The 10781-nt window shown below is 64.8% G+C and carries 11 protein-coding genes and 3 pseudogenes; 6 read left to right on the top strand and 8 right to left on the bottom strand.

Annotation, left to right across the window (positions count from 1 at the left end; all coding sequences use genetic code 11):
* Window positions 1–211 (bottom strand): hypothetical protein (locus M1L60_RS46525; RefSeq protein WP_253244046.1); only part of this gene is annotated, 211 nt, incomplete at its 3' end.
* Here M1L60_RS46525 and M1L60_RS46520 point away from each other — a divergent pair.
* Together M1L60_RS46520 and M1L60_RS46515 are read left to right on the top strand one after the other, a co-directional pair.
* Complete coding sequence (locus tag M1L60_RS46520) at window positions 210–1052, top strand: SDR family NAD(P)-dependent oxidoreductase (protein WP_253244045.1); 843 nt, start codon at window positions 210–212, stop codon at window positions 1050–1052. The two genes, M1L60_RS46525 and M1L60_RS46520, sit on opposite strands and share 2 nt — an antisense overlap.
* Before the next feature lie 81 nt (window positions 1053–1133).
* Window positions 1134–2147 carry an AraC family transcriptional regulator gene (locus tag M1L60_RS46515; protein WP_253244044.1) on the top strand — a complete coding sequence of 338 codons (1014 nt, stop codon included), beginning with the start codon at window positions 1134–1136 and terminating at the stop codon, window positions 2145–2147.
* Window positions 2148–2150: 3 nt separating this feature from the next.
* Here M1L60_RS46515 and M1L60_RS46510 read toward each other — a convergent pair whose 3' ends face one another.
* The 3 genes and pseudogenes from M1L60_RS46510 to M1L60_RS46500 all read right to left on the bottom strand — a co-directional run.
* A complete protein-coding gene (locus M1L60_RS46510; RefSeq protein WP_253244043.1) occupies window positions 2151–3227 on the bottom strand; it encodes an aldo/keto reductase in 1077 nt (358 codons plus the stop codon).
* 189 nt (window positions 3228–3416) lie between these two features.
* Entirely contained in the window at window positions 3417–3581 is a 165-nt protein-coding gene (locus tag M1L60_RS46505; RefSeq protein ID WP_253244047.1) for a hypothetical protein, read from the bottom strand.
* A pseudogene (locus tag M1L60_RS46500) lies at window positions 3568–4372 on the bottom strand (IS110 family transposase); the annotation flags it as partial. The gene M1L60_RS46505 and the pseudogene M1L60_RS46500, both read right to left, overlap by 14 nt.
* A gap of 2 nt (window positions 4373–4374) precedes the next feature.
* On the opposite strand from M1L60_RS46500, the pseudogene M1L60_RS46495 reads away from it, so the two are divergent.
* Window positions 4375–4751: pseudogene (locus M1L60_RS46495) on the top strand (transposase family protein); the annotation flags it as partial.
* A gap of 694 nt (window positions 4752–5445) precedes the next feature.
* Complete coding sequence (locus tag M1L60_RS46490; RefSeq protein ID WP_253244042.1) at window positions 5446–6495, top strand: GNAT family N-acetyltransferase; 1050 nt, start codon at window positions 5446–5448, stop codon at window positions 6493–6495.
* Between the two features lie 246 nt (window positions 6496–6741).
* On the opposite strand, the gene M1L60_RS46485 is transcribed toward M1L60_RS46490, so the two are convergent.
* From M1L60_RS46485 to M1L60_RS46475, 3 genes and pseudogenes are all read right to left on the bottom strand, one after another.
* Complete coding sequence (locus M1L60_RS46485) at window positions 6742–6987, bottom strand: hypothetical protein (protein ID WP_253244041.1); 246 nt, start codon at window positions 6985–6987, stop codon at window positions 6742–6744.
* Window positions 6988–7121: 134 nt separating this feature from the next.
* A pseudogene (locus M1L60_RS46480) lies at window positions 7122–7361 on the bottom strand (ATP-binding cassette domain-containing protein); the annotation flags it as partial.
* A gap of 573 nt (window positions 7362–7934) precedes the next feature.
* Window positions 7935–8420 carry an RICIN domain-containing protein gene (locus M1L60_RS46475; RefSeq protein ID WP_253244040.1) on the bottom strand — a complete coding sequence of 162 codons (486 nt, stop codon included), beginning with the start codon at window positions 8418–8420 and terminating at the stop codon, window positions 7935–7937.
* A gap of 501 nt (window positions 8421–8921) precedes the next feature.
* On the opposite strand from M1L60_RS46475, the gene M1L60_RS46470 reads away from it, so the two are divergent.
* Window positions 8922–9260, top strand: coding sequence for a hypothetical protein (locus tag M1L60_RS46470; protein WP_253244039.1), 339 nt, complete (start codon window positions 8922–8924; stop codon window positions 9258–9260).
* 297 nt (window positions 9261–9557) lie between these two features.
* Window positions 9558–9989, top strand: a complete 432-nt coding sequence (locus tag M1L60_RS46465; protein WP_253244038.1) for a hypothetical protein — start codon at window positions 9558–9560, stop codon at window positions 9987–9989.
* A 120-nt stretch (window positions 9990–10109) separates the two neighbouring features.
* On the opposite strand, the gene M1L60_RS46460 is transcribed toward M1L60_RS46465, so the two are convergent.
* Window positions 10110–10781 (bottom strand): glutamate ligase domain-containing protein (locus M1L60_RS46460; RefSeq protein ID WP_274622938.1); only part of this gene is annotated, 672 nt, incomplete at its 5' end.

Here is a 10781-nt window from a genome sequence, read left to right as displayed (position 1 = left end):
ACACCATCGACGAAGCCGTCGACGACGGCACCTTCCTGCTCGCCTTCACCATGTGGGTGGCCGTCGGCACCCGCCCGCGATAGCACACGGTGCGCCTGCGGCCGGCGAGCCCACCGTCAGGCGGATCACTTCTCAACTCGGGCACAAGGTCAAGTTTTGCTGCCTTTATCGGCTCACCGCCGGCAGGCTCATGGCGCAAGGAGAGTCTCATGTCCACCTGGTTCGTCGCCGGTGCGTCCCGGGGTCTCGGTCTCGAGCTCGTCAAGCAGTTGCTGACGCGGGGCGACAATGTCGCCGCGACTACCCGATCGGCGAGCCGCCTGGACGAGGCCCTGGGCTCTGTCGCCCACGAACGTCTGCTTCCGCTCGAACTCGATCTCACTGACGAGGGTGCCGTCACCGGAGCGGTCACGGCCGCCGAGAAACGGTTCGACGGCATCGACGTGGTCGTTAACAACGCGGGCTACGGTTTCCTCGGCGCCGTCGAGGAAACCGCCCACGTCGAAGTGCGAAGGATGTTCCAGGTGCAGGTCTTCGGCACCTGGAACGTGCTGCGTGCGGCGCTTCCGAGCATGCGGGCCAACGGCCGCGGTCACATCATCAAGGTCTCATCCGTGCTGGGCCTCACGGCTTTCCCGGGATGGGCTCTCTACTGCTCGGCCAAGTACGCCCTCGAAGGCCTGTCGGACGCGTTGGCCGGCGAGGTCGCCGGATTCGGCATCAAAGTCAACGTCATCGAGCCGGGCTACACCCGAACCGATTTCCTGAAGCCGCCGGCGCTCGCCCTGCCGGAGAACCAGGTGGCCGGCTACGAGGCGATCCGCGAGATGACTGAGGCCCACCTGGCGATGCCGGGGAGCCAGCTCGGCGACCCGGTCAAGGTGGCGGCCGCGATCATCGAGGTGGTCGACTCGGGCCAAGCCCCGCTGCATCAGCTGCTCGGCTCGGACTCCTTCAGCCTCGCCCAGACTCCTGTGCAGGCTCTCACCGGGGACATCGAGGCCGGCCGGAAATTGGCGTTCAGTACTGACATCCCGTCGCCGGAGAGCTGAATCCGGAGACCATCCCCTCGATCCGCAAGATCGACGATTGCCAGTCAGCCCGCACTGATCACGTTATCGCCGGGAAGCCTCTTGCTGATCTCAGACGCTCGACGAGCGACAAGAATCAACGACGAGGTGGAAATGTTTCCCGATCGACGCGGTCCCATGGTGCCTCCGCCCGGGGTGATGGAGGCGTGGCACGGCCACGGTACGGACCCACTGATCGAGCTGCGCGATCAGATCAGGCGTCTGAGCTTCAGCACGGAGCATCGTGCCCGATGGGCGTCGGGTATGCGGGTCATCGCCACGACACGGGTTGCGCGACCTTCCTGCGGGTTCACCGGCCCCACGTTCGCCGTGTCGGCGCAGGGCACCAAGCGGATCACGTGGGGATCCAGGCGGTGGGACTGCGGACCCGGCCAGTATCTGGTAACCGCCCCGGAGCTGCCGGTGACGGCGCAGATCGCGTACGCCGGCCCTTATCTCGGGTTTGTCATGCCGGTCCGGCCGGAACTCGTCGTGGAACTGCTCGACCATCCGGCCGCCCCAATCAAGATGCCCAAGGAGCCGGAACCAGCCGTGGCGGTCGCGGCCGCCGAAGGCCCTCTCATCGAGGCGATCGTCCGGCTGTTGAAGCTGATCGATCGGCCGCGCGACTTCGCCGTGCTCGCGCCGACCGTCGAGCGGGAGATTCACTGGCGGCTTCTGAACGGGCCGCAGGCAGCAGTCGTCCGCCGCCTGGGACGGCTCGACGGCCCGAGGGCGGTGGCCCGGGATGCCGCGACTTGGATCCGTGACCACTTCGACCAGGTCATCCGGATCTCCGATCTGGCGGACCATGTCCGAGTCAGCGTGCCGACGCTCAATCGGCATTTCCGGGCGGCCACCGCGCTGACTCCGCTGCAGTATCAGAAGCAGTTGCGTCTGCAGAGGGCCCGAGCAGAGATCATCGGCGGGGCGGACAACGTCGCCGCTGTCGGGCACATGGTGGGATACCGCAGCCCGTCGCAGTTCACACGTGAGTACCGCCGGATGTTCGGCGTATCACCCGGGCGGGACGCCCCTGGCCACGAGCCAGGGGCGATGCCGTCCTCTCCGGCCTGAGGTTCAGTACCGGGTGGGATTCCCGGCCAGGGGCGGGAAGACGTCGTGGGCCCGGCCGTCGACCGTCGACCCGCCGAACTCCATTGCCGCCGCGAGCCTGTTCACCGAGGCGGGGAAGCTCAGCTGAGGCTCGGACACCTCATCCAGCCGCTTCCGGTGATCCTCCGACAGCTGCACATCGAGCGATGCCAGGTTGGCTTCGAGCTGACGCAGCGTCCGCGCACCGATGATCGTGGACGTGACCGCACGACGGCCGCGGACCCAGGCCAGGGCGATCTGCGCCGAGCTGACACCGGCCTCGTCCGCGATCTCGTTCACCGCGTCGATGACGCGGAACTCGGTGTCGGTGGGCATGCCCATCATCGTGGTCTTGATGGTGTCCGGCACGGGCCGGTCACTGCCGTACGTTCCCGAGAGGCGCCCGCTGCGCAGAGGGCTCCACGGCATGATTCCGGCGCCGAAAGCCTCAGCCGCCGGGATGACCTCACCTTCCGCGGTACGTTCGAGCAGCGAGTACTCGAGCTGCACCGCGGTGACCGGTGCCCAGCCCCGGAAGTTGGCGAGAACGCTGGCCTCGGTGAATCGCCAGGCCGGCAGATCGGACATCCCCACATAGCGGATCTTGCCCGCGCTCACGAGGTCGTCCAACGTCCTCATCGTCTCGTCGATCGGGTTCCGCGGGTTGTAGTTGTGCAGCCAGTAGATGTCGACATAATCGGTCCGCAGCCGACGCAGCGAGTCCTCCAACTGGTGGGTGATGCCCTTGCGGCCGGCGCCACCCCCGTTGGGGTCACCGAGGTGCAGGTTGCCGAAGAACTTCGTGCCGATGACCAGCCGGTCACGAAGCCCAGGACGACTCTCGAGGTAGTCCCCGACAATTTTCTCCGCGTGACCGTTGGTGTAGAGGTTGGCGGTGTCCAGGCTGTTCCCGCCCCGGTCGATGTAGGCGGCCAGCACATCCTTGGCCTCCTCCGGCGAACTTCCCAGCTGCCAATCTTCACCGAAGGTCATGGTGCCCAGCGTGAAAGGGCTGACGCGCAGGCCCGACCGGCCCATGGTGACATAGGAATTGAGCGACATTGCAGGCCTCTCCGATCTATCCGCCGGGTTCCTCCCCGCGGCGCCTCCATCAAACTGCCGGAAGCCCGGCCTCGCGGTCACGATCGCCTCAGGCCCTTGCACAATGCGATCAATTGGCGAACCGGACGCGCCCCCGCTCTTTCGGAGCTCGACCCAGTCCGTTTCGGCAGCTGGTTCGGATGCGTTCGCTCAGTTCTCGAAGCTCTTCTGCTCGCCCGGCCACAGCCCCAAGACCGTGCTCACCAGCGACATGACCGCGATGAGCACGACACTGCCGAAAGCAAGGAGGCCGGTAAGCGCGATCATGCCCTTGGACATGACGCCGTCGAACCAGTACCGGAAGAGGGTGAGCATCAAGCATCTCCTCCACCTGGCCGGCGACCTGATCACGTTGTTTCAGCAGGTCCCGCAGGCTGTCCGCCAGCTTCGGCAGGATCGTCTCGGCCGCCGTCGTGCCGGGAACCACCACGGTCTGAGCATCCAGGGCAGTAAAGATCTGCTCGACCAGGCGACCCCCATCCTGGGCGCACGCGGTTTGACGATCTCGGCGAGTTTCGACCGGCCCGCCTTGCGCAGTCCGGCCGGGCCGCCACACCGCGACAACAGTTCCAGCGCCGCGGCATGCTGCACTTTCGGGCCCAGCACTCGTTCCAGCGGCGGGTGGATCTGGGTGAGCAGCCCCCGGATCCGATTCGAGATGCGGGTGACCTCACCGGCCAGGTCATCGTCGTAGCCGACCAGTATCTCCAGCTCGGCGAGGGTGTCGTCGCCGGCGTCGACCCGGCGCAGAGTGTGCGGCAGAGTCCGGGCCGCATCTGCGATCACGTAGGCGTCACGGGCGTCGGTCTTCGCCGTGCCCGGGTGCAGGTCAGCCAACCTGTGCATGACCAGGCCCGGCAGGTAGGCGATCTGATGCCCAGCCGCCCGGGCGACCGCAACCGGCAGGGCACCGATCGAGGCAGGCTGATCGACCACCGCCAGGATCCGGCCGTGCCGGGCGAGTTTGTCGAACAGTTTCCGCAGCCCGGCCTCGGTGTTCGGCAACGCCGCGTCATGCAGCCGCTTGCCCGCCGGGTCCAACGCGACCGCGTGTGGTCGCTCTTGCCGACGTCCAGGCCCAGGAACACGCCGTACTCGTCGCTGATCGGCAGGCCGGCTGATCTGGGCGTCGGCCGCGCTGCCAGGTGCCACCCATGACCTGAACCGCGGCCCGCTCCCACGCCATCATCGAGGCGCTGACCAGCGCGAGCGTGATGACGTTCGCCGACAAGACGTACCAAGGAGCCCACGGCAGCATCCGGACACCGTTCGAACGACACCGCTACCGGCCGAAACTCTCCCGCTGGCAGGAGAAAGTCAATCGCACCCAAAGCCCGGGTCCACGCCATCGGCGAGCGCGCCAACGCCACCCTCAAGACTTGGAAAGTCCTGACCAGGCTGCGCCGCAGCCCGCACCGAGCGACCACGATCGTGCGGGCCATCCTCGTCCCACATCACGGAGAGAACCTGACCTACGGAGGTTGAAAAGGTTCACTGGACCGCGATCAGTCAGATGCTCCGGCGCTTGACCCGTGGCGGACCGGGACGCCACCCGATCCGCCACCATCCAATCACCTACTAAGAGATGGGAATGGGCACATGCAGGGGTTGGATTTCGTGCCGGCTGCAGCGAGCCGCGAGACTGCCACCGGGATAAGTGGCAATTGCATGAAAGTCTCCCAGCTGCAGATGCTCAGCTCGTAACGAGGGACCGCCGGACCGAACGCCCGGGGCCGCAGCGCCGAACGTCAGTGCAGAAAGCGACGGCAGGCATCGGCCGATGAACATACCCCGCCGGTACGCACCTGACAGCCCCAGTTCATTCTGCCACTTCCAGTATTCAGTGACTTTCGACGCTCTGGACTCAGGACGGACTTATGTGCGAAACTATTACACAGTGGACGCCATTGCCCGGATAAGCCCAATTTACCGTCAGCATTGAGCGACTCAGCCAACTTACCGGCCGGACTGTATGTCGTCACGCATGGCCGGCTATGCGTTGAATATCTCGATTATTTCAGAGGAGACGCCAGAGCACCGGAGACGTTGAATATCGACGCTGATTTTGTGACGACGTGGACAACCTGCTGGACACGGCATTTCTGCGCCCTCTACGACCTCAGCTATTGATCTGAGACGAATGGCCGGTGCGTGAAAGCAGTGGAGAAGGCTTAAGCAGATGAACCTGGACAAGATTCGCATGGAAATAGCAAATTCCTCCGACTATACAGAAATTCAACAGCTAGCGGACGCATCGTCCGACGGCGGAAAGCTAAATTTCCGGCGTGAGCGCCACTTGCCGGAGACGCATTCCGACTCAGGAATCCATGACCGAGTCTTGAACATCATCGTCCGTGATCCCGACTCGGATGTCATGATTGGCGCAGGAAAGATGAGCATCGGCGAGTGCTGGTTCGCCGGAGAGTGGCGACCGTATGCATTCGTACATTCCGCGATCGTGCACCCCAGCTACCGCCGCCGCGGCATCGCCTCCCGACTTGCAAAATTTGTGACGCAACTTGCCGAGAATGAGGCAGGAAAAGGCGTCGTCACAGTTGCTCACATTCAGACGGGAAACAAAGCATCAGAGGCTGCGAACCGGCACTGGGCCAGCGAAAACGCAGGCCGCATCACTCTCATGATGGTCCCGATGCTTACATCGCCGCCAAAACGGCGTCCGGAAATCGAGATCCGGCCGGCCAACGAGGATGACCTGGATCAGATCGCAGAAGCTTTACTGAAGCGCCGCTGGTCCTTCTCGATACGGTGGAGCCCGGAAAAGCTGCGACGCTGGCTGAGCACGAGTCCATCATCGCAGCCCATCAATCACTATGTGGTGGCCACCGACTCTCGCGGACGCCTGCTTGCCGGTATCGGCCTGCGTGAGGAAGGGCTGGTGCAGTCATACGTGGTGGAACACCCTTCGCCCTCTTTCCGCCTCGTGAACCACTTCTTCCGGGTACTTCCGGCTGACGGCCGCTTACGCAACGTCATTACGGACAAGTTCTGGTACGCCGATGGGCACCGTGACGCGGCTCGCGGGCTTTGGGAAACAATCCGATGGGAATGGCGCGATCGAGGGACCAACCTGCTCAGCGCACATGATCCTCGAGGCCCGATTCACACCCTCGTCAAGCCCGGACTGTGGTTCCCGTCAACAAGCGGAACCGTTATGATCCACTCTTCGCAGTCGGCCGATAAGGGCCTCATCATCGATCCCATAGTCTGACCGTCGGCGTAGGCGCTGGAGCAGTGTGTGTTCGACGTCGGCGCGTTCGAGTTCGTGGCGTTGCATGAGGTCGGGGCGGCCGACGACTTCTTCTTGCATGGGTGGTAGCTGGTTGGGGTCGTCGACGAGGATCCAGCGTTTCGAGCGGGCCGCAGGTTTCCGTGGCAGTGGCTTTGGAGGCTTCGTCGAGGATGCACGGATCGAACTCGAGTTCGCGGGCGGCGGAGTGATAGGGCGTTCGTGAGGTTATGACCGTTTCTGGCTCAAGGTAAGTGGTCCGGGTTGATTCTCGGTCAGGATCTGCCGGTTCACCAGGCGTTTCATTTTGGCGCGGATACCTTCGGTGTCCTTGGGTTCGGTGCCGATGCCCAGCGCTTGGCCGACGTCTTCGGCGCGCAGGGCACCGCGGTCGGGGGTGAACACGGCGAGGATCTGCTGATAGGGCTCGCTGATGACGGCCGGCTCGGACGCGGTCATCTCGTCTTCGAGCATCTTGGTCAGAGTCTGGCGGGTGGTCGAGCACCTCGGCCATGAGAAGAACCAGGACGAGCCGGGTCGTGAGTCGACGAATGTGCGGAACGGCAGCCGCGGCAAGACGGTGATCTCGGACGTACGCCAGGCGCGGGCAACGAGTCGGCGTCGCGCCACAGGTCGCCGCCGAGCAGCTGAACCTCACCGCCGTCCGGGCGTAGCAGCCCCAGCAGTACGCGGATCAAGGTGATCTTGCCGCTGCCGTTCGGCCCGAGGAAGCCGTACACCTCCCCCCTCACCACTGTCAGGTCAAGTCCGTCTGGTTCGGTGAACTGACCAGCAAGAAGCTGCTGGCCGGCCTGGCGCCGAACCTGCCGGTGCTGCTGCTTGGCCAGGTCCTGCAGGGCGTCATGGTGGGTGCGCTGCCGCTCTCGTTCATCCTGGTACGCCGACATCTCACGGCCGGCGAATCCCAGGCCGCCATTGGGGTCGTCCTCGCGCTGTGTTCACCGGTGGTGGCATTACATCATGTCTTCGCCGGGGCTGATTCCCTTTGCGGTCAACGCGCGGCCAGCGACGAGCCAGGCGTAGGCGGCCATCGACTCTTGCCCGAGCCTGCCTACTGGACGAGCTCCCCCATCGACGAAGGGCCAGGGGTCGAAAGCTGGATGCAGCTACACGTGAGCGGCGCCGGAACCGCCGCCTACGCGGGCCGGGTCCGCAAACCGGAAGGACCCGACCCGCTCCGGCTCTTCGGTAATCACCGGCGAGACACGTGGAAGCTCATTGTCGCCATTGCCTGGGCACCCCTGGCGCCCCATGATGTCGCTTGTCGCGGCGTTGCTGCGCCTGTTCATCGCCCGACCGGCCCGAGGAGCGCGATCAAGCTCTTACCCGGTACAGCGGGGCAGCGCGGAGCTAGCAGCGGGTAAGGCTGAAGCGAGCCGCCTCCGGCTCCATCGTCGAAGTCAGCCGAAATTGACTGTGCGCCACTGCTCAGCGCTGTCGAACCATTCGTAGCTGTGGTTTCGCATGGTGGCGTTATTCGGGCCGTTGCTGACGAGAGCCCTGGTGGTGGCGAAGCTGGTGTATTTGCGCAGGTCGTTCTTCGTCCACTGGTTCCACCTCTGGTAGCGGTTGTTGCCATTTTCGTCGCAGGGGTTTGTGTATACCTTGAATTCCTTTTCGGCATTGTCCAAGCAGCGACCCGTCGCCTTATTTCGCAACTGGTCACCCTTGATGTTCACCTTGTACCAGGTTTGATACATGTTTCCGAATTGGCACGGCCGCGTGTAGACATCGCCGCTTGAGTTACTGTCGAGGCATTCGCTCGTCTTCACATTCTGCATGTGAAATTCGAACGGCTCCGCTTGAGCCGTCCCTGAAAAGCTGACAATGCCGGTGGCCATGACGGTCATGGCCATGAGGGCAGTGACGACCGACTTGAATCGCATGGATCATTTTCCTTTGCTCGGTTCAGTAATGACCTCCACTGAACCATCAGCAAGTCGGACGATCAAGCAAACATTCAACTCCCTTCCGTAGACGTGCAGCAATATGTCGTTGAATTCATGGACGATCCATGAACGATGCCCCGAAGTATGCGTAGAGAAGAGGGCAACGCTGGCCGTAGGCCGGCAGGTTCGACCGAGTCCGCAAATACTGCTGAAAGTTAAACGTGGCGAACCGGATCGACTGTTCGGTGCAGCCGCCTACGCGTGGCCCCGAGCACGATCACCGGTCCGATCCCGGCGGCAGCGTTCACGGCTACGCCACCGTCGTCTTCGAAGGGCGGTCCCGGGCCGGGCTGTGCGTGCCGTCGGAGAGGTAATGACGAGCGTCACTGCGGCTGAGGAAATGCGTGCCTCGGCGTCGACGAGATCTGCCACACCGCATGTGACCATGCTGTCCACATTGAACTGCTGCCGCCCCGGGCCGTATTCGTGAGTGAGCCCATGAACAGATCGGCGGTAGCGGTGCAGATCAAATGCCCAGACGACCAGACCTCTGAACTCGGCCCTGCCTCGGGGAGTGCCGACCGGACCGGACCTTTCGCCAGCGCCGAGCCGGCCGGCCTGGCAGGAACATTGTCATCCCTGATCGAGGAGAGCCGGGAACGGGCGGAAAAGCTCGGGCGGATGCCCGACGACCTGCTCGAAGCGTTGATCTCTGAGCAGGCGTTCCGACTTTATGCGCCGCGCGAGCTGGGTGGGTTCGAAGCGTCGCCGGCCGACGTCCTCACTTTGTTGGAACAGATTGCGCGGGTCGATGGTCCCACCGCATGGATCCTGTGAAGCCTGAATATGGGCTTCATCGCGGATCGGGCCGGCGAGGCAGTCTCGTGGGTGTGGGGCATGGGGCCGGATCCGTTGATCGCCTGCTCCCGACAAGTAGGCCAGATCGAGGCAGTGGGCGGCGGATATCGCCTCTCGGGCCGGTGGGAAGCAGTTCCAGGGGCTCGCCGGGCCGACTGGTTCCTGCTGTGCGCCCACACCGATGAGGGCGAACCTCGTTTCCTTGTCATACCTCGGGGGGCGGCGCGGACGGCCGACACAACCGGAAATTTCCCGACGTGGATGGCGTCCGGCCGGGTGACGGTCGACGACGTATTCGTGCCCAGCGGATTTTCGTACCCTGCGCAGGAAACGGGACAGCCTGCGCAATCACCCTACCGGTGGCCGACGGCGGAGTTGGTCCGGTTGGGAGCCACCGCTGTTGTTGCCGGCGTCGCCCGCAGCGCTCTCGACTTGCGCGGCCCGACGGCACCGCTGGCCGATTCGACCGCGCGGCTCGCTGCAGCCCTCGAGTCCCTGCGATCCGAGGTAGGTACCGGGACCGACGTTCGGGCGCTGCAAGGCGCGATGGAACGAACCATTGCGGCAGCGCGGAGCGCGTTGAGCACCGTGACCGATGTCGGCCGGGATGACCGGTCAGCAGCCGACGAGGCCGAACGCCGCTTCGTCCGGATCGGCATGGCCGTTCTCTGCGCGTTGCGGGCGCAGGATGGCGACATCCGTCGCTGACGCGGAGGGGCGATAAAGACATCCCCACACCTTTATCGCCCTGCCTCGTCGGCCCGCACTCCGGTCGCGGGCCGAATGCCACCTCGCAATTCAACGGGCCGTGGTCCCGTCGCCGCTGCCCTAACGACGGTCGGCGGCGTCGAGTGCGGCCAGCAGCTCGTCACCCATCAGCGAGATCGGCGGGGCGCCCATGGTCACCACGACGTCGCCCGGCCGGCTGCGCCGCACAACCTCGGCCGGCACGTCCTCCCAGTCCGGCACGAAGACCTTGCGGTCGGCCGGCAGGTCGATGGCCGCGGTCAGCGCCACCCCGCCCTCACCGGGACCGCGCACCTCACCCGGGCCGAAGACCTCCATGCAGATGACCTGGTCGGCCAGGCCCAGCCCGCGGGCCAGCTCGGCCTGCAGGTCACGGGTGCGATAGACCCGGTACGGCTGGAAGACCACCAGCAGCCGGCCGTCCCCCGCCACCTCACGCAGCGTGCGCAGCGCAGCCTCGACCGAGGTCGGGTGGTAGGCGTACTCGTCGTAGACCCGCACACCGGCCGCGATGCCCTTGCGCTCGAAGCGCCGCCGCACCCCCGGGAACGACGCCAAAGCCTCGACGATCTTGTCGAGCGGCAGGCCGAGCCGCAGCGCGGTCAGCACCGCGGCCGCGCTGTTCAAACCCATGTGCCGGCCCGGCAGCGACAGCCGGATCTCGCCGAGCGGCTTACCGTCGAGCTCAGCCGAGTAGCGCACACCGCTCGCGGTCGACACGACCTCGCTGATCCGCAGATCGGCCGACTCCGA

Origin of the sequence: Paractinoplanes aksuensis, from assembly GCF_024137025.1 — a bacterium.
GTDB classification, from domain to species: Bacteria; Actinomycetota; Actinomycetes; order Mycobacteriales; family Micromonosporaceae; genus Actinoplanes; species Actinoplanes aksuensis.
The sequence above is the reverse complement of the archived record's forward strand: the minus strand, read 5'-3'. Positions and strand labels throughout refer to the sequence as shown.

Coding starts and splice junctions, on each gene's coding strand:
- M1L60_RS46475 (WP_253244040.1), bottom strand. CDS start 8,420: ATGCGATTCAAGTCGGTCGTCACTGCCCTCATGGCCATGACCGTCATG.
- M1L60_RS46505 (WP_253244047.1), bottom strand. CDS start 3,581: ATGCTCACCCTCTTCCGGTACTGGTTCGACGGCGTCATGTCCAAGGGC.
- M1L60_RS46510 (WP_253244043.1), bottom strand. CDS start 3,227: ATGTCGCTCAATTCCTATGTCACCATGGGCCGGTCGGGCCTGCGCGTC.
- M1L60_RS46490 (WP_253244042.1), top strand. CDS start 5,446: ATGAACCTGGACAAGATTCGCATGGAAATAGCAAATTCCTCCGACTAT.
- M1L60_RS46520 (WP_253244045.1), top strand. CDS start 210: ATGTCCACCTGGTTCGTCGCCGGTGCGTCCCGGGGTCTCGGTCTCGAG.
- M1L60_RS46470 (WP_253244039.1), top strand. CDS start 8,922: ATGAACAGATCGGCGGTAGCGGTGCAGATCAAATGCCCAGACGACCAG.
- M1L60_RS46485 (WP_253244041.1), bottom strand. CDS start 6,987: ATGCTCGAAGACGAGATGACCGCGTCCGAGCCGGCCGTCATCAGCGAG.